25 protein-coding genes and 4 tRNA genes are annotated in these 25,326 nt (G+C 47.8%); 6 read left to right on the top strand and 23 right to left on the bottom strand.

Going from position 1 to position 25,326, the window contains the following annotated elements:
* Window positions 1–58: 58 nt before the first annotated feature.
* On the bottom strand, window positions 59–625 hold the full coding sequence (locus tag HMPREF3052_RS08030) for an NADPH-dependent FMN reductase (protein WP_049328898.1): 567 nt from the start codon (window positions 623–625) through the stop codon (window positions 59–61).
* Between the two features lie 136 nt (window positions 626–761).
* On the opposite strand from HMPREF3052_RS08030, the gene HMPREF3052_RS08025 reads away from it, so the two are divergent.
* Window positions 762–2,189: an MFS transporter gene (locus HMPREF3052_RS08025; protein WP_070749436.1), complete on the top strand. Its 1,428-nt coding sequence runs from the start codon at window positions 762–764 to the stop codon at window positions 2,187–2,189.
* A gap of 70 nt (window positions 2,190–2,259) precedes the next feature.
* Window positions 2,260–3,672: a D-alanyl-D-alanine carboxypeptidase/D-alanyl-D-alanine endopeptidase gene (gene dacB / locus HMPREF3052_RS08020; protein ID WP_070749435.1), complete on the top strand. Its 1,413-nt coding sequence runs from the start codon at window positions 2,260–2,262 to the stop codon at window positions 3,670–3,672.
* Window positions 3,673–3,957: 285 nt separating this feature from the next.
* On the opposite strand, the gene HMPREF3052_RS08015 is transcribed toward dacB, so the two are convergent.
* The 16 genes from HMPREF3052_RS08015 to HMPREF3052_RS07940 all read right to left on the bottom strand — a co-directional run bounded on the left by HMPREF3052_RS08015 (window position 3,958) and on the right by HMPREF3052_RS07940 (window position 15,640).
* Window positions 3,958–4,034: transfer RNA gene (locus HMPREF3052_RS08015), tRNA-Asp, on the bottom strand.
* 32 nt (window positions 4,035–4,066) lie between these two features.
* A tRNA-Val gene (locus HMPREF3052_RS08010) sits at window positions 4,067–4,142 on the bottom strand.
* A 39-nt stretch (window positions 4,143–4,181) separates the two neighbouring features.
* Window positions 4,182–4,258, bottom strand: a tRNA-Asp gene (locus HMPREF3052_RS08005).
* Between the two features lie 32 nt (window positions 4,259–4,290).
* A tRNA-Val gene (locus tag HMPREF3052_RS08000) sits at window positions 4,291–4,366 on the bottom strand.
* A 69-nt stretch (window positions 4,367–4,435) separates the two neighbouring features.
* The gene (locus HMPREF3052_RS07995) at window positions 4,436–6,418 is read right to left on the bottom strand and encodes a monovalent cation:proton antiporter family protein (protein WP_070749434.1); all 1,983 of its coding nucleotides are present in this window, start codon (window positions 6,416–6,418) and stop codon (window positions 4,436–4,438) included.
* Window positions 6,419–6,686: 268 nt separating this feature from the next.
* Complete coding sequence (gene fabG / locus HMPREF3052_RS07990; RefSeq protein WP_070749433.1) at window positions 6,687–7,433, bottom strand: 3-oxoacyl-ACP reductase FabG; 747 nt, start codon at window positions 7,431–7,433, stop codon at window positions 6,687–6,689.
* A gap of 81 nt (window positions 7,434–7,514) precedes the next feature.
* Window positions 7,515–8,339: a capsular polysaccharide synthesis protein gene (locus tag HMPREF3052_RS07985; protein ID WP_003684497.1), complete on the bottom strand. Its 825-nt coding sequence runs from the start codon at window positions 8,337–8,339 to the stop codon at window positions 7,515–7,517.
* A 6-nt stretch (window positions 8,340–8,345) separates the two neighbouring features.
* Complete coding sequence (locus HMPREF3052_RS07980; RefSeq protein WP_083318812.1) at window positions 8,346–9,194, bottom strand: glycosyltransferase family 2 protein; 849 nt, start codon at window positions 9,192–9,194, stop codon at window positions 8,346–8,348.
* A 121-nt stretch (window positions 9,195–9,315) separates the two neighbouring features.
* Window positions 9,316–10,365, bottom strand: a complete 1,050-nt coding sequence (locus HMPREF3052_RS07975; protein WP_070749432.1) for a WaaS/CpsH family glycosyltransferase — start codon at window positions 10,363–10,365, stop codon at window positions 9,316–9,318.
* A 298-nt stretch (window positions 10,366–10,663) separates the two neighbouring features.
* Window positions 10,664–11,590 (bottom strand): ACP S-malonyltransferase, encoded by a 927-nt coding sequence (fabD, locus tag HMPREF3052_RS07970; protein WP_070749431.1) that lies wholly within the window; start codon window positions 11,588–11,590, stop codon window positions 10,664–10,666.
* A 9-nt stretch (window positions 11,591–11,599) separates the two neighbouring features.
* Window positions 11,600–11,947 (bottom strand): DUF1294 domain-containing protein, encoded by a 348-nt coding sequence (locus HMPREF3052_RS07965; protein ID WP_070749430.1) that lies wholly within the window; start codon window positions 11,945–11,947, stop codon window positions 11,600–11,602.
* A 51-nt stretch (window positions 11,948–11,998) separates the two neighbouring features.
* Entirely contained in the window at window positions 11,999–12,961 is a 963-nt protein-coding gene (locus HMPREF3052_RS07960) for a beta-ketoacyl-ACP synthase III (protein ID WP_070749429.1), read from the bottom strand.
* 152 nt (window positions 12,962–13,113) lie between these two features.
* Window positions 13,114–14,184, bottom strand: a complete 1,071-nt coding sequence (plsX, locus tag HMPREF3052_RS07955) for a phosphate acyltransferase PlsX (protein WP_063076645.1) — start codon at window positions 14,182–14,184, stop codon at window positions 13,114–13,116.
* A gap of 122 nt (window positions 14,185–14,306) precedes the next feature.
* On the bottom strand, window positions 14,307–14,831 hold the full coding sequence (locus HMPREF3052_RS07950; protein ID WP_003684500.1) for a phosphoribosyltransferase: 525 nt from the start codon (window positions 14,829–14,831) through the stop codon (window positions 14,307–14,309).
* Between the two features lie 92 nt (window positions 14,832–14,923).
* A complete protein-coding gene (gene rpmF, locus HMPREF3052_RS07945) occupies window positions 14,924–15,103 on the bottom strand; it encodes a 50S ribosomal protein L32 (protein ID WP_002240035.1) in 180 nt (59 codons plus the stop codon).
* A 33-nt stretch (window positions 15,104–15,136) separates the two neighbouring features.
* The gene (locus HMPREF3052_RS07940; RefSeq protein ID WP_070749428.1) at window positions 15,137–15,640 is read right to left on the bottom strand and encodes a YceD family protein; all 504 of its coding nucleotides are present in this window, start codon (window positions 15,638–15,640) and stop codon (window positions 15,137–15,139) included.
* Between the two features lie 55 nt (window positions 15,641–15,695).
* On the opposite strand from HMPREF3052_RS07940, the gene HMPREF3052_RS07935 reads away from it, so the two are divergent.
* A complete protein-coding gene (locus HMPREF3052_RS07935; RefSeq protein WP_070749532.1) occupies window positions 15,696–16,286 on the top strand; it encodes a Maf family protein in 591 nt (196 codons plus the stop codon).
* Window positions 16,287–16,340: 54 nt separating this feature from the next.
* Window positions 16,341–17,051: an SAM-dependent methyltransferase gene (locus HMPREF3052_RS07930; protein WP_070749427.1), complete on the top strand. Its 711-nt coding sequence runs from the start codon at window positions 16,341–16,343 to the stop codon at window positions 17,049–17,051.
* A 95-nt stretch (window positions 17,052–17,146) separates the two neighbouring features.
* Here HMPREF3052_RS07930 and yidC read toward each other — a convergent pair whose 3' ends face one another.
* From yidC to rpmH, 4 genes are all read right to left on the bottom strand, one after another.
* Complete coding sequence (gene yidC, locus HMPREF3052_RS07925) at window positions 17,147–18,793, bottom strand: membrane protein insertase YidC (RefSeq protein ID WP_070749426.1); 1,647 nt, start codon at window positions 18,791–18,793, stop codon at window positions 17,147–17,149.
* A gap of 118 nt (window positions 18,794–18,911) precedes the next feature.
* Window positions 18,912–19,133 carry a membrane protein insertion efficiency factor YidD gene (yidD, locus tag HMPREF3052_RS07920; protein WP_070749425.1) on the bottom strand — a complete coding sequence of 74 codons (222 nt, stop codon included), beginning with the start codon at window positions 19,131–19,133 and terminating at the stop codon, window positions 18,912–18,914.
* Window positions 19,130–19,471, bottom strand: coding sequence for a ribonuclease P protein component (gene rnpA / locus HMPREF3052_RS07915; RefSeq protein WP_003748912.1), 342 nt, complete (start codon window positions 19,469–19,471; stop codon window positions 19,130–19,132). Before rnpA ends, yidD begins: the two co-directional genes overlap by 4 nt.
* A 2-nt stretch (window positions 19,472–19,473) precedes the next feature.
* On the bottom strand, window positions 19,474–19,608 hold the full coding sequence (gene rpmH / locus HMPREF3052_RS07910; RefSeq protein ID WP_002214728.1) for a 50S ribosomal protein L34: 135 nt from the start codon (window positions 19,606–19,608) through the stop codon (window positions 19,474–19,476).
* Between the two features lie 318 nt (window positions 19,609–19,926).
* Here rpmH and dnaA point away from each other — a divergent pair, with 318 nt between their 5' ends.
* Window positions 19,927–21,495 carry a chromosomal replication initiator protein DnaA gene (gene dnaA / locus HMPREF3052_RS07905; protein WP_070749424.1) on the top strand — a complete coding sequence of 523 codons (1,569 nt, stop codon included), beginning with the start codon at window positions 19,927–19,929 and terminating at the stop codon, window positions 21,493–21,495.
* Window positions 21,496–21,601: 106 nt separating this feature from the next.
* Window positions 21,602–22,705: a DNA polymerase III subunit beta gene (dnaN, locus tag HMPREF3052_RS07900; RefSeq protein ID WP_070749423.1), complete on the top strand. Its 1,104-nt coding sequence runs from the start codon at window positions 21,602–21,604 to the stop codon at window positions 22,703–22,705.
* Window positions 22,706–22,845: 140 nt separating this feature from the next.
* Here dnaN and HMPREF3052_RS07895 read toward each other — a convergent pair whose 3' ends face one another.
* A complete protein-coding gene (locus HMPREF3052_RS07895; RefSeq protein ID WP_070749422.1) occupies window positions 22,846–23,208 on the bottom strand; it encodes an ACP-like domain-containing protein in 363 nt (120 codons plus the stop codon).
* 297 nt (window positions 23,209–23,505) lie between these two features.
* A complete protein-coding gene (locus HMPREF3052_RS07890) occupies window positions 23,506–25,092 on the bottom strand; it encodes an L-lactate permease (RefSeq protein ID WP_003684590.1) in 1,587 nt (528 codons plus the stop codon).
* Window positions 25,093–25,326 lie beyond the last annotated feature (234 nt).

The following is a 25,326-nucleotide window of genomic DNA, read 5'->3' as shown; positions in this document are numbered from 1 at the left end:
AAAAGATGAGGCCGTCTGAAATTTTATTTTTCAGACGGCCTGTATGTTTCAATCCTGATTATTTAGGGTTTTTCTCAATCAAGGCAACCAATTGGTCGATATAGCCTTGAACAAATCCACGCGCAGACTCGATGAGCTGGCCGTTGTCGTCAAACAGGGTAGGCGAGTTGCCGAGGAACACTTCCGGCTGGCCGGTCAGCGGCATATCGAAATACGAAAGGGCAAGGCGCAGATTTTTTTGCGCGCTATAGCCGCCCATTTTGCCGACTGAATGGCTGATGATGCCGGCCGGTGTTTTTTTCCAGGCAACATCGGCATTGGGTTTGGAACCGATGTCGATGGCGTTTTTCAGGCAGGCCGGTACGGTACGGTTGTTCTCAGAAGTCACGAACAATACGCCGGCCGAAGCTTTGATGGTTTCACGGAACTCGGTATAGCTGGACGGAGTAGGGAAGTCGGTAACGGCAGGATCGTCGTAGTCGAAGTTGTACAAAGGCAAATGGCCGATTTCGACGATTTGCGCTTCGTAGCCTTCGGGGAACATGGAAATGACGTTTTGTGCGATTTTTCGTGCAAACGAGCCTTTACGCAGGCTGCCGACCAAGATGCTGACTTTCTTTGACATGTTTTTCTCCTATTTAATAATAAAAATGAAAACGATTCTAAATTTTAGTGTTATCTGGGGAAGCGGTCAAGGTTTCAGACGGCCTGTCAAAACGGTTTATGCTAAAATAACGGTTTCGCTGATATTTCAAATTATTATGCACGCTTCTGATTCGCAAGAGGGCGAAACGGCACACGAATACTACGCCGACAATCCCGACTTTCCTGCTAAAACCATTGTCGCTACCTTATTCATCGGCGCATTTTTCGGCTATCTCAACGACACGCTGCTAAATGTCGCGCTCACGCCGATTATGAAGGATTTTGGTGTCGATAAGACTACGGTTCAATGGCTGACGACGGGCTTTTTGCTGGTCATGGGTGCATTTACGCCGATTACGGCAGGCGTGATTCAATGGTTTGAAACGCGCAAAATGGTGCTGTTTACGCAGGCAACGTTTTTAGCAGGATCGCTGATTTGCGCGTTTGCACCGACGTTTGGCGTATTGGTGGTCGGTCGGATGGTGCAGGCAGTGTCTGCCGCGTTCTTTGTCCCGCTTCTGTTTAACGGCGTATTGTCGATTTTCCCTCCCAACAGGCGCGGAACGGCGATGGGTGTGATTACCATGATGTTTACCGCCGCGCCCGCGATGGGGCCGACGCTGTCGGGCATCATTATCGACCATACGCATTGGCGCGTGCTGTTCGGTTTTACCGCGCCGTTTATGTTGGCGGCGATGGTGTTGGTGGGTAGATATTTGACGGTTAATTTAAGCAACATCAGCCGTCCGAAAATCGATATGTTGTCGGCTGTGCTGTCGATTGCGGGCTTCGGCGGGCTGGTTTATGCGAGTAGTAATTTTGCCCATATGCCGCTGCTGGAATTTATCCTGCTCTTTGCCGCTTCCGTTGTACTGGTGGGTTGGTTTGCGCACCGTCAATTCCGTTTGGCTACGCCGTTGTTGAACCTTCGTGCGTTTGAATACAAACAGTTCGGATATTGCGTTGTGATTTTGGCCGGTGCGGTATTCCTGTTCTTGGGCTTGGAATTGATGGTGCCGATGTACACGCAGCAAGTGCTGATGCTGACCGGTACGGCAACCGGCTTGATCCTGATGCCTGCGAGTATTGCCCAAGCGGTTGCCGCGCCGTTGTTTGGCAAATTATTGGACAAAAAGGGCGGACGTTTTGTCGTCTTGCCTGCAACAGTGATGCTGGTGGTGTCGCTGGCGGTATTGTGGCTGTTTTTACGGATTGATACGCAAGTGGTGATGTTGACGGCGATGTTTACGCTGTTGGCGCTTTCCGTGTCTGCTTGTGTAACCGGTGAAACCCATGGTCTGAACGCGTTGCCGAAAACACTTAATCCGCACGGTGCGGCTATTCTGACTACCATCAACCCGATTGCCGGTGCCATCGGTGCGGCGTTTTTCGTCGGTGCGACCAATATTGGAGAGAGACTTTCCAGCGCAGATATGCCGCAACAGGCAATGCTGGACGGTATCCATTTGGCGATGGGTTGCGCTTTGGGTGTCGGTGTTGTGGTCGTCATGTTTGCTTTGCGTTTGAAAGCGCATCAGAAATAAATAAAAGGCCGTCTGAAACGTGCAGACGGCCTAAGTACCTTGTAAGAATTTATAAGATTTTTGTAACACAATGAAGTTGAAAAGTATTTTATCAGTTGGCCTGATGATGGCGGTTTGTCCGTCATGGGCTTTGGATTTCGGGCGTATTCCTGAAAATGAAATTTCCGTTTATGTGCAGGAATTGGACAGCGGCAAAGTGATTGCCGAACACCGTGCCGATGAATTGCGCAATCCTGCTTCGACGATGAAGCTGGTAACGGCGTTTACCGCATTTCGTATGCTGGGCGGCGATTATCGTTGGAAAACGGAGTTTAAAACCAACGGCCCAATCAAAGGCGATACGTTGAAAGGCAACGTGTATTGGGTGGGGAGCGGCGATCCCGTGTTTAACCAGCATGATCTGGTGCAAATGCAGCAACAGATGCGCGATAAGGGCATACGCCATATTGACGGACATCTGATACTCGACCGCAGCCTGTGGGGCGATGTGAAGAATCCGGATGATTTTGCTTCCGATTCTGCCGAAAGCTTTATGACGCCGCCCGATCCCAATATGTTGGCGTATAAAACCGTTGAACTCCGTGCTGAAAAAGGGGAAGACGGAAACTTGGTCATCCGTACCAATCCGCCGCTGCCGAATCTGAATATTCAAAACAAATTGACGCTTGAGAATAAAGCAGGGAAGTGCAGTGTTTTAAAAAACCACATGAAGACTTCCTATAAAAACAATACGCTGACCGTGTCGGGCAAGCTGCCGGAAAGCTGCTTGGGTCAAGAGCTGTATCTGAATATGTACAGCATGAAAGAATATGTCGGCAAAAGTTTTGTGAACCAATGGCAACAACAAGGCGGTACGGTTTCAGACGGCCTGACGACAGGTGTCGCGCCTCATGATGCGCATGTGTTGGCAAGTCATCTATCCAAACCGCTTACCGATATCCTCACCGATATGAACAAGCATTCCAATAATCTGATTGCCCGTTCGGTTTTCCTTAAATTTGCCGGAAACATGTCTGATTACAAGCTGGCGCAGGCCAAGGCCGCGTCTATCGTAAAAAGTGAGCTGGCGGTTGCCGGTATCAATACGGAAGGGCTGGTGTTGGAAAACGGCTCCGGCCTGTCCCGTGTCGAACGGCTCAATGCGCGCATGATGGCGCAAATGTTGGAAAAAGCCTACTTCAGCCCGTTTAAAAACGAGTTTATCAGTACGCTGCCGATTGCCGGTAAAGACGGCACGCTTAAAACACGCTTGAAACAGCCCGGTGAAAACCTGCGCCTCAAAACCGGTACGCTTAAAGATGTCCGCGCACTGGCAGGGTATTGGTTGGGCGAAAAGCCGTTGCTGGTTGTCGTCATTATCAACAGCCAAAAATCAACCGATTATTTACGCGACTTGGATAAGCTGGTGTCTAAAATTGTACAGCCCGGTGGTGAACATTGGATTGATGCTAAAGCTTCCTGTATGATCAGGTATCAGGCTTGATAAGCTAAAAAGGGCCGTCTGAAAATGTATTGACGTTTTCAGACGGCCTTTGTGTAAGAAGGGGAGGCAAGTATTGATGTCTATTTTGGAAGATGATTTAGGGATTTGATAAATAAGCGTTTGGTGTGAATCAGCTTGAGATGGATGCTCTTTCAGGATTGAAACCATATTTTTTTCAGCCTTATTGTCCTGTTTTATATTATCTAAAGCTGGACTTTGTATAAAAGGCATAGGGTACAGACAAAAAAATACCGGTAAAAACCGGTATTTTTATTTTTAACTTGATGGCGCGGCGGACGGGGCTCGAACCCGCGACCCCCGGCGTGACAGGCCGGTACTCTAACCAACTGAGCTACCACCGCGCATCCACTGTCAAAGACAATGAAAGGAAACTTGGTGGGTGATGACGGAGTCGAACCGCCGACATTCTGCTTGTAAGGCAGACGCTCTACCAACTGAGCTAATCACCCGAAAAAGGGAGATACTGAGGAATCAGCATTTCTAAATAATGGCGCGGCGGACGGGGCTCGAACCCGCGACCCCCGGCGTGACAGGCCGGTACTCTAACCAACTGAGCTACCACCGCGCATCCATTGCCAGAGACAATGAAAAGGAAAGTGGTGGGTGATGACGGAGTCGAACCGCCGACATTCTGCTTGTAAGGCAGACGCTCTACCAACTGAGCTAATCACCCATGCGAAAAATTGCGAAGACGCTATTAAACCAAAAAATCCTGATGCGCGCAAGATTTATTTGCCGATAATTAGATATCTCCCTGCAAGCACCAGTTTTCAAAGGAAATAATTTCTTCCTGTTTGCCTGCGACAACCAAAATGTCGCCGGTTTCCAGAACGAAATCAGGGTCAAGGTCCTGGATTTTTCCGGTATTGCGGCGGATAAACAATAGTTTCAGATAATGCGCTGCCAATGGCAATTCACGGATGGTTTTGCCGATGGCGTGTGCTTCGCCTTGCAATGGGAAGGCATGGCGGCAGACGGCCTTGCTGTCCTCGTCGGAGAAGCTGTCATCATCACTGCCGACAAACAAGTCTTGCAATGATGCATAGCGGCTGTGACGGATGTGGGTTATGGTTTGATAAACATGGTTGTAAGAGAGGCCGTGGCCCAACATGGCATAGCTTGCCAGCACCAGGCTGGTTTCTTTGGTATCGGAGACGGTTTCTTCCGCACCCATTTCGGTAAAGGTTTTGACGTAATCATCATTGGTGGCGCGAACATAAACCGGCATGCTCGGATGCATGGACATGATGTTGCCGAGAACATGTTGGGTCTCGTGCATATTGTTCAGCGTGATGACCACCATTTTGGCGCGTCCCAAGCCGGCGGCTTCCAAGACTTCACGGCGTTTGGCATCGCCAAAGGAAACCGGTTCGCCTGCGTTGCGTGCCACTTGTACGCGGGCAATGTCCAAGTCAAGGGCAAAGTAGGGGATACCCTCTTGCGCCAATACACGGGCAACCGATTGACCGCCACGTCCGAAACCGATAATCAGGACGTGTTCGGATTTGCTCATGGTTTCCACCAGCATGGAGTGCAAGTCCAAGGCTTTCATGTCCCAGTCAGATTTAACGAAGCGGCTGACGATGGCATCGCTGCTGCCCAAAATGAATGGTGCGGCAATCATGGAGAGCAAGACGGCTGCAGTGGCTGCTTGTTCCAATTCGGGCGAAACCATATTGATTTTGCTGGAAATGGCCAGCATCACAAAGCCGAACTCGCCGCCTTGCGCCAAATAAAGCGCACTTTTGAGGCTGTCGCCCACAGGGTTTTTCATGCGTAAAGCGATGATGAAGACGATCAGTGCTTTCAAGACCAACAGGATTGCCAACAAAATCAGGATTTGCTGCCAGTTGCCGATCAGTGCCTGAATATCGAGCTTCATACCGACGGTAATGAAGAAGAAGCCCAACAGGATGTCGCGGAATGGACGGATGTCGTCTTCCACCTGAATACGGTATTCGGTTTCGGAAAGCAGCATACCGGCAACGAATGCGCCCAATGCCATAGACAGGCCTTCAAGCTCTGTCAGATAGGCCACGCCCAAAGTAACCAGCAAAACGTTGATCATGAAGAGTTCGGACGATTTGCGTTTGGCAACCAGTCTGAACCAGCGCGACATCACACGGCTGCCGATAACGAACAAAATGCCCAAGGTCAGCAACATTTTCAAACCGGCCAAGCCCAGCTCTACCCACAAGTTGCCTTCGCTGCCGCCAGCCAGTGCCGGAATCAGAATCATCAGCGGTACAACGGCAATATCTTGCATCAGCAAAACGCCCATGGCCATTTGACCATGCGGCTGACCCAGCTCGGTTTTCTCCGACAGAATGCGGCTGACGATGGCGGTGGACGACATAGTCAGTGCGCCCGCAGTGGCAAACGCCCAGTTAAACGGCGTGCCCATTGCCATCAAAATGCCCATAATCGAGAGCATGGTAATGATGACTTGCAAACCGCCCAAGCCGAATACGAGGCGGCGCATGGCTTTGAGTTTGGGCAGGGAGAATTCGAGACCAATGCTGAACATCAAGAACACAATGCCGATTTCACCCAAATAGTCGGTGGCGTGGCTTTGTGGAATCAGTTTGAACATACCCGGACCGGCAATAAAACCGACCAAAAGATAACCGAGCATGGAAGGAATGTTGAACTTGCGACAGCAGATAACCGTAATGACGGAAACCAACAGGACAATGACAATGGGACCGAGGGAGAATTCGTGCATAGAGTGGGCGGCCTTTCGTTAAAAGTAGCTATTGTTATATAGGCCGTCTGAAACACGTCGAAAACCGACAGCAAACCCAAATAAAAACGCACAGAATGAACTTTATTTCTGCGATTTGATTTCCCGTATCATGCTTATTTGGACTTACTGTTTCGAGCGTTATCTAACGGATTATTAAGATTATATCGAGATAGAATGTAAAGTAGTGTTTTGATTGACAAAAAGGGCCGTCTGAAATATTCAGACGGCCTTTAAATAAACAAACGGTTTAAGGCATCAACATGCCGCCGTTGACATGAAGTGTCTGACCGGTAATGTATTTTGCCTGCTCAGAAGCCAAGAACAAGACTGCATCGGCAATATCTTGCGCTTCACCGAATTTGCCCAAAGAAGTTTGCGCTTCAAAGGTTTTGCGGGTTTCTTCCGGCAGGGCGCGGGTCATATCGGTGTCGATAAAGCCGGGGGCAACGCAGTTGACGGTAATGCCACGACTGCCGACTTCACGCGCCATAGATTTGGAGAAGCCGATTAAGCCTGCTTTTGCGGCTGCATAGTTGGTTTGACCGGCATTGCCCATTACGCCGACAACGGATGTGATGTTGATGATGCGGCCGGCACGCTGTTTCATCATGCCGCGCAATACCGCTTTGGAGGCGCGGAACACAGATTTGAGGTTGACCTGCATGATGTCGTCCCACTCTTCCTCTTTCATGCGCATCAGGAGGTTGTCGCGGGTAATGCCGGCGTTGTTGACCAGAATATCCAGTTTGCCGAATTCTTTCTCGATGTCGGCAATCAGGTTTTCGATGGTTTCAGGCTCGGCAGAATTCAATGCACGGCCTTCGCCGCCCCATTGTGCCAAGCGTTCGCCGATTGCAGCCGCACCGCTCTCACTGGTAGCCGTGCCGATAACTTTTGCACCGGCCGCCGCCAAAGTATCGGCAATCGCCGCACCAATACCGCGAGAAGCGCCGGTTACCAAAGAGATTTTGCCGCTCAAATCTTGTGTACTCATGCTGTTTCCTTTTTGATACTATTTATATCACATGCTGTATAAATAGTAGTTAAATGTTTGGATGTTAACCACACTATTAATTTAACGATAGTTTTCCAAATTTGGACGTAAAGTATTATCAAGGAGAATTTTATCAGTATATTTCAAGCATAAAGGGTGAAATATATCTCCTAATATATTTGTCCAAGGGATAGGGTATCCGGGGTTATTACCTAGAACGTTACCAGGATTATTCTCCAGTTGCTCAGCGTAATTATCCATTCTATTTAATAGTTCGTTGTACCATTCTTGAGTAAAAGGGGTTTGTTTGCGAAAAATATAGGCGCAATTTCCAGCTATGATACTAAAATAACATTGCATATCTTCGCCAATCTTGCCTTCAACAGGTGCTAAGTCTTCTGCTTTAATCTCAGGATAGCCAATAAAATATGCATTACTACAATCTAAAGTGTCAAAAACAGGACTCCAATTGTATTGAGCAGCTTTAATATCACTATAACCTCCACCGTAATGATGCATAAAATAGCAACGTAGATAATCAGCTTTATGTACTAAGGATAAGTATTTGAATGCGTGGTGCAGTGGATACTCAGGTAAAATATATTCTGATAAATTATTTGGAGTAATCAATACCACTTCTACTCCTGCAACTAGTTTCAGGAGCTCGAAATGCGATTGACGGGATTCTGACATTGGATTGTTACCAGTCCAAAAAGTGTAAATTTTTCTAGGAACGGGATCCTTGTCAATTATGAATGTTGTTTGCTTAATAACCTTACTTAGAAAACTATCTGGATAGTTTTCTGACTTATATATATAAGGATTACTTGAAATGAAACGATAATTTGCTTGAAGCTGACGTTGTATTTTCCAAGTATGAAATATTTTTTTTAATATTCGTCTCATTAGCTACTACTCCAAGTAGGGTTGGATTTTTTGATATCTTCTAGGGTTGAACCATTTATAAAAATATTTTCTCAAAGGATTGTTATATTTTTTTCGTTTTAATTCATATTGTTTTAGTGTGTATGAAGTTAAAAGTTGTAGAAAAATCCCGTTTTCTTTGTAAAAATCATAGTGTTTGTTATAAATTTTTAGTAGGTTGTCTGAGACTTTTATATCAGAGGCTAAATTACTCACTGATGATTCGTCGAGTCGTTGTCGGTAGTAAAATAAAGGTTGATGAATTTGTTTGACTTTCCCACCATTTTTAATGATGGAAATAAACAGTTCCCAATCTTCAATAAAAGTCATGTTGCTATCAAAGCCACCCACTGCATCGTAATCTTTTTTTCGTATTAAGGCGGTAATATAAATGCAGTTCTGCAGTAAAAAGTCTGGTAAGGCAAATTTAGGTAACTTCCATGGTTCATTTCTCGCGCCAAAAAGAAAGGCATCAGTATATACAATTGCTAATTTCTTATCAGCTTCAGCTGCATCTACACATACTTTCAAATAGTCTATTCCCAAAAGATCATCTGAATCTAGACAAACAAGGTAATCGCCACGGGCATATTGAATAGCATGAATACGAGCTTTGACGCAGTAAGTATTTTCTTGTGAAAGTACTTTTAATCTAGATTCTTTTTTTGCTTCTTCATATAGAATTTCTAAGGTATTGTCGTTTGAACCATCATCAATAGCTATAATTTCAAAGTTTTGATAAGACTGGTGATAAATACTTAATAAAGTTTCCTTAATGTAATTAGCTGAGTTATAGCATGGAATAATAATGGATATAAGAGGTTGATGTTTATGCATTTTCGCCCTGTTTTTAATTTTCAGTTAAATTATAAGTTTAATTTCCATGTTAATAGAAATTTAAAAGACATTTATCTCAAAATATGATAGTAAGTTTTTGATTTTTTATATGGGCCTATCATTATGGTTTGACTTTTATATCTTCTATTGGATTTGGAAGCTTTATTTCTTTATATGGTTGAATTTGTAGTATATAACTAATCCAATTTTTAAAACTGTACTTTTGTCGAATTTTCTCATCAATATCAACGTAGGGTTTTGCTAAAAACTCATCTAGTTGTGCAAAATCATATCCATCCCAAACTAGGAAATTATTAGGGTGATAAAAATCATAGTATTTTACTTGTGTATTTGTGGTAATCAGCTTTTGTTTATTTCCTAGTGCTTCGAAAGTGCGAAAAGATAAGCCATTATGCTTATCAATAACAAAGTCAATTAATACTTTCGCATGTTGGGCACGTTTAATATTTTCCTCAAAGCTGATTGTTTTATCAATAAGTGTAATGCTCTCATCAGGGTATATTTTTCTGCCATCTGCGTATCTTTTCCAAAATATATTTATGTCAGTACTCTTATTCCTTGTTTTTGCATAGCGTCCAAAATTAGCAATTACTTTTGCTCGGGAGTCCATATGAACACCTGTGAAGTAGAAATCTACTGTTCTTTCGGGAAGGTTATCTAGCTCATAGTCAAAATAGAAATTTGTTGCAGGAAAGAGATGGTATTTCGAATAATATAAATCATTTGAATCAAAAACATAACATCTATTAAATTCATTTATTAAAGGATAAATTGAAGGAAATCGATGTAAACCGTCAAATTGATAATTAACTACACCATTTTGACTTATTTTATTAAGAAATTGAATAAAATCATTATTGTATATGTCGCCACTAATTAATAAAGCGTAGTCTAATTCGCCAATATTCTTAATTTTCTCTGTAATAATATTCTGTAATGTTGAACATTTCAAATTTTTTTTAGCAGATATATCTTTGTAAATAAATTTACTCCATTTTACTTTTAGCCAACTAGAAATAGAAGGATAACGGAAGTTTTCAAAGTCTTCTGTAATATTAATAACTTTAAAACCATGGTATTTCAAATTTTTATCAATTAGTTTATACAATCCGGATACAGTAGGCATTCCAAATAATATTGTTTTACTCATAACTATTTCTTATATTGATTAGAACTTGTTAAAGGTGTTTTCGTAATCAAGTTGCCAATAAGTTAGGCGACTTAATTCCAGTATTTACAATTTTGATATTTATATTCATTCAGGCAGGAGTCTGGCAAAGTTACTTAGTTTGAAATATGCATTAAAAACGGTTATTAAGATGAATCTTCTTGTAAATGCCTATATTTTCTGATTTAGGATTTCTTCCCCATCTTTTTTGTTGTTATTTTACTGGTTTATATTCAAGAATTAAAGACGGCCTTTTTGAGGAAGGCCGTCTAAAAACGTTTTAGTGGGCTTCGATAAATGTAGCCACTTGGTCGGCATTGGTCAATGCGCTGCACGCAGCTTCTTTATTGATGCGTTTGGCGAGGCCAGCGAGGACTTTGCCGGGGCCGCATTCGGCGGATTCGGTGATGCCTTCGGAAACAAGCACGTTGACGGTTTCTGTCCAGCGCACCGGGCTGTACAGTTGGCGTACCAAGGCATCTTTGATTTTGTCGGCATCATCGTAAGAGGCAACGTCGGCGTTATGAATGACGCGGATTTGCGGTTGTTTGATGGTGATGTCTTTCAATGCTTCGGCAAGTTTTTCCGCTGCAGGCTTCATGAGGCTGCAATGTGAGGGAACGGAAACAGGCAGCGGCAGGGCACGTTTGGCTCCGGCTTCTTTGGCGGCGGCCATGGCGCGTTCGACTGCGGCGGTATTGCCGGCAATCACGACTTGGCCTGGGGAGTTGAAGTTGACGGCTTCAACGACTTCGCCTTGTGCAGCTTCGGCACAAATGGCTTTTACTTGTTCGTCTTCCAAACCCAAAATAGCGGCCATTGTGCCTACGCCTTGTGGTACGGCAGATTGCATGAGTCCGGCGCGCAGGCGGACCAGTTTGACCGCGTCTGTGAAATCCAATGCGCCGGCAGCGACGAGCGCGGTGTATTCGCCGAGGCTGTGGCCTGCAACGACTGAAGGGGTTTTACCGCCGACTTCCAAGTAGGCGCGGTAGGTAGCAATGCCGGCAGCCAGCATGATGGGTTGGGTGTTGACGGTTTGTCCGATTAATTCGGCATCTTCGCCGTTAATCATTGCCCACAGGTCTTGACCCAATACGGCGGAAGCTTCGTCAAATGTGGCTTTAACGATGGCTTGCTCGGCAAAGCCGTTCATCATGCCTAGGCTTTGTGAGCCTTGTCCGGGGAAGAAGAATGCGAAAGACATGGTAATTCCTTATTGGTTTGAATGTTTGAGAGTGTCTACCAGCAGAAGGAGGGTGGCGACAGTATTGGTTGCAGCGGTCAGCCGGAAGGTGCGGACAAATCCGGGTTTGCTGGTTTTATGCCTGAATGCGAGGCTGCCGCAATAACCGCCCGGCCAGCTGCCAAGCAGGTTGAGCAGGTGTAATTTTGCTTCGGGTATGCGTCTGCCGTGGTTGCGTGCGCGCTGTTTGTCTAGGTAGTAAAGCAGGAAAACGTATGCACTCAGTGCGAGATAGGCGATTGCCAGTTTGGGCAATATCACAGCCGTTATGCTTAAAAACAGGCTGCTGATGCAGAATGCAAACGTTAGGGATTTCATGGGTTTGAGCAGAATAGGCCGTCTGAAAAGGGTGTTCAGACGGCCCAACCGTTAGTATTTCACCAAAACCGCACCCCAGGCAAAACCGCCGCCGATGCCTTCGAGTAAGAGGTTTTGTCCGCGTTTGATTTGGCCGTTTTTAATACCGACATCCAGTGCCAGCGGAATGGAGGCGGCGGAAGTGTTGCCGTGGTCTTGGACGGTCAAGATCACTTTGTCCATGCTCAAGCCCAAGTGTTTGGCGGTAGAGTCGATAATGCGCTTGTTGGCTTGGTGCGGCACAATCCAATCGATTTGATCGGCGGTGTAACCGGCTTCTTCGATGACGTCATCTGCAATTTTTGCCAGCATTTTGACGGCAAACTTGAATACGCCGGGGCCGTCCATGCTGATGTAGGGCGAACCGCAAACCTGGCCGTTGGCGATTTGTCCGGGGACGTTCAAAAGGTTGAGGTAGTTGCCGTCGGCTTTGAGTTTGCTGTGGACGATGCCCGGTTCGTCAGATGCGCTTAAGACAACCGCGCCCGCGCCGTCACCAAAGAGGACGCAGGTGGTGCGGTCGTTCCAATCGACGATGCGGCTGAAGGTTTCCGCGCCGATAACCAAAGCGTTTTTCGCCATGCCGCTTTTGATGTAGGCATTGGCAGTGGTCAGGGCATACATAAAACCGGCGCACACGGCTTGTACGTCAAAGGCAGGGCAGCCATTGGCAATGCCTAATTTTTGCTGCACGATGGTTGCCGTAGAAGGGAACTGCATATCGGGAGTAGCTGTGGCGACGATAATCAGATCGATATCGTCAGCCTGCAAATCTGCATCTGCCAAGGCGCGGCGCGCTGACTCTGTGGCCAAGTCGCTGGTTTTTTCGCTGTCGTCTGCAATATGGCGAAATTTGATACCTGTACGCGTGGTAATCCACTCGTCGGAAGTGTCCACTTTTTTGGCAAGGTCGTCATTGCTGACGCGGTTGGCAGGAAGGTAGCTGCCTGTACCGGAAATTTTGGCATATTGCATGAGAACGGCCTTTTTAGAGAGTTGATTCAGATAGTCGGGTATTGTAAGCGAAAATGGGAAAATTCCCAATATTAAGAATGAAGCCGGTAATCAAAGATAAAAACAGGCCGTCTGAACATTTTGAAGTTTCAGACGGCCTGTGTATATCAGCCTTAAGCTTCCGTTGCTGGAGTAGCGGTTTCTTCCAGTTCGGCTGCTGCTTTGGCGGCTTCCAAAGCAGCCAACTGGGTGGCTACGCCTTGTTCGATTTGAGCGAGGCCGGCAGATTTGGCTTCGTGATAGGCTTCTTCCAAAGCATAACGGAAGCCGACTTCATCGGTTCCGCCGTGGCTCTTAATCACGATACCGCGTAAGCCAAGCAGGATTGCGCCGTTAAATTTGCGCGGATCCAATTTGCCTTTCAAACCTTTGAGCGCGGGCAGGGCAGCAATGGCGGCAAGTTTGTTGAACAGAGTGCTTTGGAATTCACGGCGGATGGCACCACTCATGAATTTAACTGCGCCTTCGATGGTTTTGAGCATAACGTTGCCGACAAATCCGTCTGCGACAACGACATCGGCTTCGCCATACAAAACGCTGTTGCTTTCGATATTGCCGATAAAGTTGAGTTTGCTGCTGCTCAACAGTTTAAAGGTTTGTTTGACGGCATCCGTACCCTTGATGTCTTCTGTGCCGACGTTCAAAAGGGCGACGCGCGGGCTGCCTTTTTCGGGGTGTAGAGCGTGTACCAGCTCGCTGCCGATGATGGCAAATTGAACCAGTTGTTCTGGCGTGCAATCGACATTTGCACCCAAATCCAAAGCCAGGGTAACGTGTTCGCTGTCGGAAGGCAGGAATTTGGCGATGGCAGGGCGCTCAATGCCGGGAATAGTCTTGAGGACGAATCGGGCGGTCGCCATCAGTGCGCCGGTATTGCCTGCCGATACGGCGGCTTGCGCATTGCCTTCTTTAACTTGGTTGATGGCGATGCGCATGGATGATTCTTTTTTGTTTTTCAGAGCGGATTGTGGCGCTTCATCCATTTCGACGACTTGCGCTGCATGGCAGACGGTAATGCGGTCCATAGGCGCGCCTGCCGAGCTTAATGCTTGGCGGACTGCTGCTTCATCTCCGACCATAATCAGATGTACGTCGGATTGCTGTTTCAGGAAATCCACTGCACCGGGGACGGTCATCGCAAGGCCTGCATCTCCGCCCATGGCATCTACGGCCAGTGTAATCATGTTGTTCTCCGGTTTGTGTGTTTCAGACGGCCTCAAACAATCGGACAAGCACACTCATCTGATTTTCAGGAAATTGAATTGAAAATCAGATGAAAAGGCTTGTTGCGACGGTTGTGCCAGATTTATTGGTTTTGCGCGGCCAATTTGTTGTGTTCGTCGATGTCCAGCGCGTCCCAAGGATAGTTGATCCACCAGTCTTCCACGGTAATGCCGCTGAAATAAGGGATGCCTTCGGGAATTTTACCGACTTTGGCTTTGATTTTTTCATGTAATACTGCCACGCCGACAGTGCCGAAATCTTCTTTCAACAATTCGTTCAGGCAGAATTCCATGGTAACGCGGCTGTCGTCCACTTCGTCAACGACCAGTACGTTTTTGCCTTTCAGGGCATCGGGAACGGGATCAAGCCATTGGACTTTTTTCACTTCCTCGGTAACTTGACCTTCGTTATCACTATCGTAGTAGGCTGTGGTGACGGCGTAAATCGGAATTTCCAAGAAGCAGCGCAACATGCGGGCAGGGATAAAGCCACCGCCGCCAATGGCAATCATGGCATCGTATTTGGTGCCGGAGTTTTGGATTTTTTCCGCCAATCCTTTGATTACGCGGTGGATGTCGTCGTAGGTGTACCAGATTTTACGTTTCATGGTGTGCTTCCGAAGAGGAAAATACAGGGTGCAATGCAAAAAAGCCAGTCATTGCATGGCAATATTCTGGCTTTTTCAGTCAGACGAACAGATTATTCGCCTTTAGCTTTTACCACTTTACGGCCACGGTACATACCGTTTGGGGAAATGTGGTGTGGACGATGCACTTCGCCGGTTGCGCTGTCAACAGACAGAGAAGGCGCAGTCAGAGCGTCGTGTGAACGGTGCATACCGCGTTTAGAAGGGGATTTTTTGTTTTGTTGAACGGCCATTTCAAGCTCCTAGATAAATAAACTGTGTCCTAATTAACTGCTTTTCAAACCTGCTAAAACAGCGAAGGGGTTTGGTTTGTCCCGATTGACTTCGTCCAGTGTTCCATCGTTGCCGCAGTCTTTGTGTCGAGGGGAGAAAGGGAGCGACATCAGGATTTGGTCTTCAACCAGAGTCCGCACGTCAAGCTCTTTTTCGAGCAGCATGCCTTCCAATTCCTCATCGGCAAGCATGGCTTCGTCCAAACTCTCTTCATCGGCAAACAGGACGATACGGCTGGTTTCATCGAGCAGAAACGGCATGGGCGTAATGCAACGCTGGCAAATCAGGGGCATGTCGGCTTTGACGTTTAAATCGAGAAACAGACGTTGCAGACGGTCGCGACCGCCTTGCAGCGTAAACGACACGCGTGTCTGTTTGTCGGCCGGATAATCGTGCGAACTGACTCGTTCATCCAATTCTTCGAGCAGGAAGCTGCCTTGCAGATTCTGCCCTTCGGCGGCGAAAACTTCTGGGTCAATCAAATTAGGGTATGACATAAACGGAGTATGATATAATTTCGGCGGTCTAACGTCAATGTTTTTAAGTAAAAATATGGAAGTAAAACTGCCTTTGGTTTTAGGGTCGAGTTCGGTTTTCCGCTGCGGACAGCTTCGCCGTTTGGGTATCGATTTTCAGACGGCATCGCCTGATTTTGACGAAACGCCTATTGCGGGCGAGCATGCACGCGAGACGGCGCTGCGTTTGGCGGAAGGCAAAGCCCGTTCATTGGCGGCAACTTTTCCTGCCGCGCTGATTATCGGTGCAGACCAAGTCGCATGGTGCGAAGGACGGCAGTTGGGCAAGCCGATGAACGTCGCAAATGCACAACAGATGCTGGCAGACTTGAGTGGAAAACGGATTGAATTTTACAGCGCAATCGTGCTTTTGAATACTGCTACGGGCAAGGTTCAGCATCATGTCGATCATACGGTGGTTGCCATGCGCCAGTTGACGCAGGAACAAATCAGCCGATATTTGGAACGCGAGCCGGATGCGGTTTATTGTGCCGGTGCGGCGAAGAGCGAGGGTTTGGGCGCTGCTTTGTTGGAGCGGATTGAAAGTACGGACCCGAATGCTTTGATCGGCCTTCCGATTTTCCGTCTGATTGATTTTTTGAAAAACGAAGGTGTGGAAGTTTTATAGTTTGAGGCCGTCTGAATATATTCAGACGACCTGAGATTTTTTGGAGTTGCAAGAATGAAACCGATTTTGTATTTGATTCCTACCCCTTTGGGTGCGCCTGATACGCCATGCCTGTTGCCGCATGAACAACAGGCGATTGTCGGGCTGACGGATTTTGTTGTGGAAGCGGAAAAAACAGCGCGCGCGCATTTGAAGCATTTGGGTGTGACTACGCCTATCCGCGAGCTGAATCTGCAAACGCTGAATGAACACACGGATTTGAAGACTTTGCCGGAACTGCTGAAACCTTTGCAAGAGGGACGCAGTATGGGCATTGTCAGCGAGGCGGGTTGTCCGGCTGTTGCCGATCCGGGTGCGAATTTGGTGGCATTGGCGCATAAACACGGTTTTGAAGTACGGCCTTTGGTCGGCCCGTCCAGTTTGTTGCTGGCGCTGATGGCTTCGGGTGCAAATGGTCAGAACTTTGCGTTTAAGGGTTATCTTCCGTCTGAAAAAAATGAGCGGATTCAGGGTTTGAAGGCTTTGGAGCAACGTTCGCGCCAGCAGAATGAAACGCAGCTGTTTATCGAAACGCCGTATCGCAACGATGCGTTGTTGGCTGATGCAGTAGAAAACCTGCACCCTGAAACGCGCTTATGTGTGGCTACGGACTTGACCTTGCCGACACAGGAAATCATCAGCCAGACGATTGCGCAGTGGCGAAAAAGAAAAGAAATGCCGAATTTGAAAAAACGCCCGACGATTTTTGTGTTGCACGCCGCTTAAAACTGGATTGGGTTCAATCTTAAACTGTATTTGTTTGAGGAAATAAAAAAAGGCCGTCTGAACAACAGACGGCCTTTGTGTTGCCTAAGCTTTTATCAAGAAACGACTTCGCCTTGGGCGCGTTGTTTTTCGATGCTGCGGTTGATGTGCCATTGTTGGGCGATGGTCAAGAGGTTGTTGACTACCCAGTACAGAACCAAACCGGCAGGGAAGAAGAAGAACATGATGGAGAAAACCAAAGGCATGATTTTCATCATTTTCGCCTGCATTGGGTCGGTTGACGGCGGATTTAGGTAAGTTTGTGCAAACATGGTTACCGCCATGATCAAAGGCAGGATGTAGAAAGGATCTGGACGGCTCAAGTCGGTAATCCAACCCAGCCAAGGCGCTTGGCGCAATTCTACGGAAGCGAACAATGCCCAGTACAGACCGATGAAGACGGGGATTTGCAACAGCATAGGCAGACAGCCGCCCAGCGGATTGATTTTCTCGTCTTTATAAAGCTGCATCATGGCTTGTTGTTGCGCCATGCGGTCATCGCCGTATTTCTCTTTGATGGCTTGCAATTTAGGTGCGGCAGCACGCATTTTTGCCATAGAGCGGTAAGAGGCGTTGGTCAATGGATACAGTACGGCTTTGACGATGATGGTCAAAACGATGATTGCCCAGCCCCAGTTGCCGATGATGTTGTGCAGTTGGTTCAAGAGCCAGAAGAGGGGAGAGGCGAACCAGTGTACTTTGCCGTAGTCTTTGGCCAGTTGCAGTTTGTCGGCGATATTGGCGATAACGGAAGTGGTTTGCGGGCCGGCATACAGGTTGATGGCGGTTTCGGCTTTTGCGCCGGCTTGGATCGCGGCTAAAGGCACGCTGACGCTTGCACTGTACAGGTTGTCATTGCGGCGTTTGATGTCGATACGGCAGTCGCCAGCGGCGCAAACGCTTTGTCCGCCTTTAGGTTGGAGAATCCAGGTGGACATGAAGTGGTGTTCAATCATGCCGAGCCAGCCGGTCGGGGTTTTGCGGATGTATTCGGCTTCGGATTTGCCGGATTTGGCATCGTCGTCCAAATCAGAGAAGCTGACTTTTTGGAAGTCGCCTTCAGGGGTGTAAACCACCGGGCCGACGTAAGAGCGGGTGAAGTAGCCTTGACCTTCGGGTTCGCTGTTGTCGCGTACGATGCGGTAGTCCGCGCTCAGGTTGACAGGTTGGCCGTTGCTGTTGGTAATGTCAAAGCGGATGTTAACCAAGTAGCTGCCTTTGGTAAAAGTATAAACTTTGTCGATTTTCAGGCCGTTGGTTTCAGGTGCGCTCAGGCGGACTTCAACTTTGTCGCCTTCCAAACTGTATTGTTTTTGTGGGGCGGTAAAGCTGATGCCTTTCAGAACGTTGTTGCCTTGAGCGTCCAAAAGTTCAGATTGGGCAACGTAGGTGTATTCCTTGCCGTCGTTAAACAGGACGAAAGGTTTGTGTTCGTCGCCGGTTGCTTTGTATTGCAAGAGGGTCAGCTGACGCAGGTCGCCGCTTTTCTCATCGATGACGGCTTTAACCGTGTCTGTGGTAACGGTAATAGGAGAGGCCGGGGCAAGCGCGGCTTCGGCAGCGGCTTTTGCCGGAGCGGCGGCCGTTTGCTGTTGCGCGGCTTGTTGCGCCGGATTAGGTTTGGGGCTGGGGAAAAAATGTTCCCAGCCGGCAAAGATTGCCACTGAAATGGCAAAAAACGCCATTAGTCTTTTAAAATCCATAAGAGATTCCTGGAATTGACGGATAGGTAATCGAGATGAAAATTGCTTCAGACGGCATTATATAGAAACCGACGGGAAATTAAAGGAAATCGTGTTCTTTAAATGGTTGACAGCAGCATTATGGAACAGGGTCATGTCCGTGTCCGCCGAAAGGATGGCATCGTGCGATGCGTTTGATTGCCAGCCATCCGCCTTTGAATGCGCCGTATTTTTTGACGGCTTCGACTGCGTATTGTGAACAGGTTGGGGTATAGCGGCAGCGCGGCGGAATGAGGGGGCTGATGCAGTATTGGTAACAGCGGATGAGTGCAAGAAGGAGCTTGGAAAGCAGGGTATTCATCGGCGTTTTTTCATCAGCTGGGCAAGTTGGTTTCGGGCTTCCGGAGCAGTTTCCCGATTAAACGCCTGACGCACGCGCACAACAAAATCATGCGGCGGCAGCTGGTGTTGATTCAGCCTGAACCAGTCGCGGATGACGCGCTTCATGTAATTGCGGTCATGGGCGCGTTTGGCGGTCTTTTTGCTGACGACCAAGCCAAGGCGCGGATGGCCGAGCGCGTTGTCTGCGGACTGGGAGACTTGCAGCAAATCGCGGCTGCGTCGGTTTTTCAACGCAAAAACGGATGAAAAATCATCCGTTTTTAATAAGCGATACTGCTTCGAGAAGCCGTAATTCAAAATTATACAGCCAGGCGTTTGCGGCCTTTGGCGCGACGGGCAGCCAATACTGCGCGACCACCGCGGGTTTTGGAGCGAACCAAGAAGCCGTGGGTGCGTTTGCGTTTGGTAACGGAAGGTTGATAAGTGCGTTTCATGATGTTTCCTAAAAATTGGTAGATAATTAAACCGTGAATTACACTCCAATTTGCCGCTTTTGTCAATCAATATAAAAACTTTTCGTTGGCTAAAGTGTGACAACGGGTTTTATGCATTGATAGAATTTGTGGATAAAATTTTGCGGCGGTTGTGGATAAAAAAGAGCGGAATGGGTATAATCGCCCAACCTTGCTTTTCTCTGTGCGCAAGGTCGTCTGAAAGCAGCTGGAGTATCGTAAAAATTTGATTTTTATCGGGTTGCCTGTCTGCTCTGCCTTCTTGTATTTCCCAAATCTTCCATTTCCGAGCTTAATCTCATGACGTTAGCTGAATTTTGGCCGCTGTGCCTTCGCCGCCTTCACGAAATGTTGCCTGCAGGGCAGTTTGCGCAATGGATTGCGCCTTTGACCGTGGGTGAAGAAAACGGCGTATGGGTGGTGTATGGTAAAAACCAATTTGCCTGCAATATGCTCAAAAGCCAGTTTGCCGCCAAAATTGATGCCGTGCGTGCCGAGCTGGTGCCCCAGCAGGCTGCTTTCGCGTTTAAGCCGGGCATAGGTACGCATTATGAAATGGCGGCTCAGGCTGTTGCGCCGATGCAAGTGCAAGAAGTCATTGAAGTTGAAGAATTTGTAGAGCCTGTTCAAATGCCTTTGCAAACTGCTGCTGCAACGGAAGAAGATAGGCCGTCTGAAACGGTTTCCAAGCCTGCCGCGGCCATGACGGCTGCCGAGATTTTGGCACAACGCATGAAAAACCTGCCGCATGAGCCTCAAGTGCAAACTGCTGCTCCGGCTGAGTCTAAAGCAGTTGCCAAAGCCAAAACCGACGCGCAACACGATGCGGAAGAAGCGCGCTACGAACAGACCAATCTGTCGCGTGACTATACATTTGAAACTTTGGTAGAAGGTAAGGGCAACCGCCTTGCCGCCGCAGCCGCCCAGGCGATTGCTGAAAATCCTGGACAGGGCTACAACCCGTTTTTCTTATACGGCAGTACCGGTTTGGGTAAAACCCACTTGGTGCAAGCCATCGGCAACGAATTGCTGAAAAACCGTCCTGATGCCAAAGTGCGTTATATGCACTCGGACGACTATATCCGCAGCTTTATGAAGGCTGTGCGCAACAACACTTATGATGTATTCAAGCAACAATACAAACAATATGACCTGCTGATTATCGATGATATCCAGTTCATCAAAGGCAAAGACCGTACGATGGAAGAGTTTTTCTATTTGTACAACCATTTCCACAACGAGAAAAAACAACTGATCCTGACGTGCGACGTATTGCCTGCCAAAATCGAGGGTATGGACGATCGTCTCAAGTCCCGTTTCTCATGGGGTTTGACTTTGGAACTCGAACCACCCGAATTGGAAATGCGCGTGGCGATTTTGCAGAAAAAGGCAGAAGCAGCCGGTATCAGTATCGAAGACGAAGCCGCTTTGTTTATCGCCAATCTGATCCGCTCCAATGTGCGTGAGCTGGAAGGCGCGTTCAACCGCGTCAGCGCCAGCAGCCGTTTTATGAACCGTCCTGTCATCGACATGGATTTGGCGCGTACGGCTTTGCAGGATATTATTGCCGAGAAACACAAAGTCATTACCGCCGACATCATCATCGATGCGACAGCCAAATACTACCGTATTAAAATCAGCGATATATTGGGCAAAAAACGCACGCGCAATATTGCCCGTCCGCGCCAAGTTGCCATGAGTCTGACCAAAGAGCTGACCACGCTCAGCCTGCCTTCTATCGGTGATGCCTTTGGCGGTCGCGATCACACGACCGTGATGCACGGTGTCAAAGCGGTGGCAAAACTGCGCGAAGAAGATCCCGAATTGGCGCAAGACTACGAAAAACTGCTGATTTTGATTCAGAACTGACCCAATGCAATATTCAGACGGCCTGATGTCAATGTGAGGCCGTCTGAATACAAAAAATATTCTAAAATACCCCAATCAACCGATTTCAAATTCAAAGGAATGGAACATGCTGATTTTACAAGCCGATCGCGACAGTCTGCTCAAGCCGTTGCAAGCCGTTACCGGTATTGTCGAACGTCGCCATACTCTGCCGATTTTGTCTAATGTGTTGCTGGAAAGCAAAGACGGACAAACCAAACTTTTGGCAACCGACTTGGAAATCCAAATCAATACCGCCGGCCCTGAAAGTCAGGCAGGCGATTTCCGTATTACGACCAACGCTAAAAAATTCCAAGACATTCTGCGTGCCCTGCCTGACAGTGCGCTGGTGTCACTGGATTGGGCGGACAACCGTTTGACTCTGCGCGCGGGAAAATCCCGTTTTGCCCTGCAAACCTTGCCGGCTGAAGACTTTCCGTTGATGAGCGTCGGCAGCGACGTCAGCGCAACTTTCTCGCTGACTCAAGAAACCTTCAAAACCATGCTTTCGCAAGTGCAATACAGCATGGCAGTTCAAGATATCCGCTATTACCTCAACGGTTTGCTGATGCAGGTTGAAGGTAATCAGCTGCGCCTTGTTGCAACCGACGGCCACCGCCTTGCTTATGCGGCCAGTCAAATTGAAGCAGAACTGCCGAAAACGGAAGTGATCCTGCCGCGTAAAACGGTATTGGAACTCTTCAAGCTGTTGAATAATCCGTCCGAGTCCATCACCGTTGAGCTTTTGGACAATCAAGTACGCTTCCAATGCAATGGCACAACCATTGTCAGCAAAGTCATCGACGGCAAGTTCCCTGACTTTAACCGCGTGATTCCTTTGGATAATGACAAGATTTTCCTCGTATCCCGTACCCAGCTTTTGGGTGCACTCGAGCGTGCCGCCATTCTTGCCAATGAAAAATTCCGCGGCGCACGACTGTTCCTGCAGCCTGGTTTGCTGAGTGTCGTATGTAGCAACAACGAGCAGGAAGAAGCGCGCGAAGAGCTGGAAATCGCTTACCAAGGCGGAGAACTCGAAGTCGGTTTCAACATCGGCTACCTGATGGATGTGTTGCGTAACATACACTCCGACGATATGCAGCTTGCTTTCGGCGATGCCAACCGTTCAACGCTGTTTACCATGCCGAATAATCCGAACTTCAAATACATCGTAATGCCGATGCGTATTTAATTGGTGTGTGAACAAACAAAAAGAGCGTGTACGGTACACGCTCTTTTTTATAGGCTTGAATCAAAAGGCCGTCTGAAAATTGTTTTCCAGACGGCCTTTCTATCAAACCGAGATGATTCGGTTAAATAGGAAAACTGGGATTAACGTGGACGTGGTTCGCAGTTTTTTACCAGGAATGAGCCGTTAGGGGCGTTCACGCCAACTACTTCAGAAGTAGTGTGGGTGTTTTTGTCGATGAAACCGGCAGACATTACATAGCCTTTACGGTTGGTGAAAGTAGTGCCAGTGCTGTCAGAACGTTTTTTGTCGACAACCAAAGAGGCTTTTTTGCCACCGGCATTTACGTCAGCAGTAATGGCACGGCCGCTACGGTCAAAGCCGTACATCACGTTCAGTGATTTGCCACCGTCACAACTGTAAGAAACGAAGCCGGCAGGTGCAGCGGCAGCAGAGAAGGAAACAGTAGCCAATGCGGCTGCAGTGATAACAGAAAGTAATTTCATGATCTAAGCTCCATATGAGTGTTGTGTGTTATCTTGCAAAGTGAGAAAGGGTTTCCGTTTGCAGATGAAGCGTATTTTAGGCGTTTTGTCGGTAGTGGCAATTGGGTAAATTGCAAAACAGTGTTTACTTATGGTTACCGGATTGTTTATTAATAGAAAGTTGTTTGTAATTTGGTGTTGCAAAGTGGTTATGCGGGTTGTTGCGGAATATATACATTAATGATTCTTTAAGAAATATAGCGAAAGAATACAAAAAAGGCCGTCTGAATATTCAGACGGCCTTTGATATGAAGCGGTTTAGAAGAAGAAAATTGCAGCCACAGTCACGGCGATGATGCCGTAGATGCTCATCGGGATCACAGTTTTCTTGATGATGGCGCCTTCGGCGTTGTTTACGTTCAACACGCTGCACACGGCGATGATGTTGTTGATGCATACCATGTTGCCCATTGCGCCGCCGACAGATTGCAGGGCGAGGATGAGGGTAACGGACAGGCCGGTATCAAGCGCGATTTGTTGTTGAATCGGACCAAAGGTCAGGTTGGATACAGTGTTGGAGCCGGAGAAGAATGCACCGATTGCACCCAGGTATGGGGAGAAGTACACCCAGTGTTCGCCAGCCGCATTGGCAAATTCTTTACCAATGATTTTCACCATGGAGTCGTCGCCGCCAACCATCATCAGTTGAACCATAATCAACGCACCCATCAGGGCAAGCAGAGGTTTTTTGGTTTGGTTGAAGGTTGCAGCATAGAAAGACCACGCATCTTTGAATTTGGTTTTGTACAGCAGGATGCAAATCCAAACGGTGAAGACAAACGGAATCCAAGCCGGAACGTAGAGGGTTTGGTAGGAAGCGTTTACGCCTTGGCCGAAAATGTTGCCGAAGGTGATGGTTAGGGAGTCGCTGACGGTGATTTTGGACAAATCAAACGGCAGCTGGAAGCTGAACCATTCTTCTTTGCTGGTCAGCAGGCCTTTGATGCCCAGCTGTTTGATACGGGTGATCACCAGCATGCCGATCAGCATACCCAAAGGAGCCAGTGCTTTGGCAACTTGTGCGAAAGGTACTTTTTCTGCATTCGGGTCTTTGGCGTAATCTTTGCTCAAGCCCCAGCCGCGGTTTGCTGCGAATACGGACACCATCAGGCCGATTGCGCCGGCAACCAGAGATGGGAATTCTTCATTAACCATCGCCAAGGCAACGTAAGGAAGGGTACAGGAGAATACGGCGATACCGATGAAGCCCAAGTTTTTGCGGATTTCAGCCCAAGGTACGATGAAGCTCAAGCCGATCACAGGGATGATGAAACCAGCAAAGAAGTGCATTACGCCGGTTCTCATACCGATTTCCATAATGCTCTTTTGATCCAAGCCCAAAGGCGCGAAGCCGAACCAAGTCGGGGTACCTACTGCACCGAAGGACACGGGTACGGAGTTCATGACCAAAGTGAAGATGGCTACTTTTAATGGGTTGAAGCCCAAGCTCATCAGGATTGGCGCGGCAATGGCGGCAGGTGTGCCGAAACCGGATGCGCCTTCAATCATAAAGGCGAAAGACCAGCCGATAATCATCAACTGGGCAATCGGATTCGGGCTGATGGTAGCCAGCCATTTGCGGATGACGTCGATACAGCCGGTGGTTTCCATCATGCGGTTAAACATAATGGCACCGAAAATCACGGTAATCGGGGTCAGGGTAGAGACGAGGCCGGACGCGGCTGTTGCGTTGAGCAACATAGCGTCGTTGCCGAAATAAAACAGTTTGATGGCATAAATCAGCGCGGCGGTAATCGGCAGCGCGACGTAGGACGGCATACTGTTTTTCTTAACCATCAGCCAGATCAGCAGCACAATGGGAAAAATACTGAGAAAGAGAGCCATGGGATTATCCTTGGGGCAACGGGCACCATAACCGTCAATCAATGGCGGTTTGATGCGATGTGTTGAGTAATAGATGTTTTTCGAATAAGGATTGCCACTTTTTTAGATGCAACCAGTTATCAGGTAAATTGGTTTTACCAATTTATGAAAACTGTTGCACACTTTACGTAATCTTATGTAATCGGTCAAGAGGTTTGTAACAAAAAAGGCCGTCTGAAATTGGGTTTTCAGACG

Source organism: Neisseria sp. HMSC056A03 (assembly GCF_001815685.1).
In the GTDB taxonomy this organism is placed as follows: domain Bacteria; phylum Pseudomonadota; class Gammaproteobacteria; order Burkholderiales; family Neisseriaceae; genus Neisseria; species Neisseria subflava.
The sequence above is the reverse complement of the archived record's forward strand: the minus strand, read 5'-3'. Positions and strand labels throughout refer to the sequence as shown.

Excerpts from the sequence above, each read along its gene's own strand:
- HMPREF3052_RS08030 (WP_049328898.1), bottom strand. The coding sequence starts at position 625 with ATGTCAAAGAAAGTCAGCATCTTGGTCGGCAGCCTGCGTAAAGGCTCG.
- HMPREF3052_RS08025 (WP_070749436.1), top strand. The coding sequence starts at position 762 with ATGCACGCTTCTGATTCGCAAGAGGGCGAAACGGCACACGAATACTAC.
- dacB (WP_070749435.1), top strand. The coding sequence starts at position 2,260 with ATGAAGTTGAAAAGTATTTTATCAGTTGGCCTGATGATGGCGGTTTGT.
- HMPREF3052_RS07995 (WP_070749434.1), bottom strand. The coding sequence starts at position 6,418 with ATGCACGAATTCTCCCTCGGTCCCATTGTCATTGTCCTGTTGGTTTCC.
- fabG (WP_070749433.1), bottom strand. The coding sequence starts at position 7,433 with ATGAGTACACAAGATTTGAGCGGCAAAATCTCTTTGGTAACCGGCGCT.
- HMPREF3052_RS07985 (WP_003684497.1), bottom strand. The coding sequence starts at position 8,339 with ATGAGACGAATATTAAAAAAAATATTTCATACTTGGAAAATACAACGT.
- HMPREF3052_RS07980 (WP_083318812.1), bottom strand. The coding sequence starts at position 9,194 with ATGCATAAACATCAACCTCTTATATCCATTATTATTCCATGCTATAAC.
- HMPREF3052_RS07975 (WP_070749432.1), bottom strand. The coding sequence starts at position 10,365 with ATGAGTAAAACAATATTATTTGGAATGCCTACTGTATCCGGATTGTAT.
- fabD (WP_070749431.1), bottom strand. The coding sequence starts at position 11,590 with ATGTCTTTCGCATTCTTCTTCCCCGGACAAGGCTCACAAAGCCTAGGC.
- HMPREF3052_RS07965 (WP_070749430.1), bottom strand. The coding sequence starts at position 11,947 with ATGAAATCCCTAACGTTTGCATTCTGCATCAGCAGCCTGTTTTTAAGC.
- HMPREF3052_RS07960 (WP_070749429.1), bottom strand. The coding sequence starts at position 12,961 with ATGCAATATGCCAAAATTTCCGGTACAGGCAGCTACCTTCCTGCCAAC.
- plsX (WP_063076645.1), bottom strand. The coding sequence starts at position 14,184 with ATGATTACACTGGCCGTAGATGCCATGGGCGGAGATGCAGGCCTTGCG.
- HMPREF3052_RS07950 (WP_003684500.1), bottom strand. The coding sequence starts at position 14,831 with ATGAAACGTAAAATCTGGTACACCTACGACGACATCCACCGCGTAATC.
- rpmF (WP_002240035.1), bottom strand. The coding sequence starts at position 15,103 with ATGGCCGTTCAACAAAACAAAAAATCCCCTTCTAAACGCGGTATGCAC.
- HMPREF3052_RS07940 (WP_070749428.1), bottom strand. The coding sequence starts at position 15,640 with ATGTCATACCCTAATTTGATTGACCCAGAAGTTTTCGCCGCCGAAGGG.
- HMPREF3052_RS07935 (WP_070749532.1), top strand. The coding sequence starts at position 15,696 with ATGGAAGTAAAACTGCCTTTGGTTTTAGGGTCGAGTTCGGTTTTCCGC.
- HMPREF3052_RS07930 (WP_070749427.1), top strand. The coding sequence starts at position 16,341 with ATGAAACCGATTTTGTATTTGATTCCTACCCCTTTGGGTGCGCCTGAT.
- yidC (WP_070749426.1), bottom strand. The coding sequence starts at position 18,793 with ATGGATTTTAAAAGACTAATGGCGTTTTTTGCCATTTCAGTGGCAATC.
- yidD (WP_070749425.1), bottom strand. The coding sequence starts at position 19,133 with ATGAATACCCTGCTTTCCAAGCTCCTTCTTGCACTCATCCGCTGTTAC.
- rpmH (WP_002214728.1), bottom strand. The coding sequence starts at position 19,608 with ATGAAACGCACTTATCAACCTTCCGTTACCAAACGCAAACGCACCCAC.
- dnaA (WP_070749424.1), top strand. The coding sequence starts at position 19,927 with ATGACGTTAGCTGAATTTTGGCCGCTGTGCCTTCGCCGCCTTCACGAA.
- dnaN (WP_070749423.1), top strand. The coding sequence starts at position 21,602 with ATGCTGATTTTACAAGCCGATCGCGACAGTCTGCTCAAGCCGTTGCAA.
- HMPREF3052_RS07895 (WP_070749422.1), bottom strand. The coding sequence starts at position 23,208 with ATGAAATTACTTTCTGTTATCACTGCAGCCGCATTGGCTACTGTTTCC.
- HMPREF3052_RS07890 (WP_003684590.1), bottom strand. The coding sequence starts at position 25,092 with ATGGCTCTCTTTCTCAGTATTTTTCCCATTGTGCTGCTGATCTGGCTG.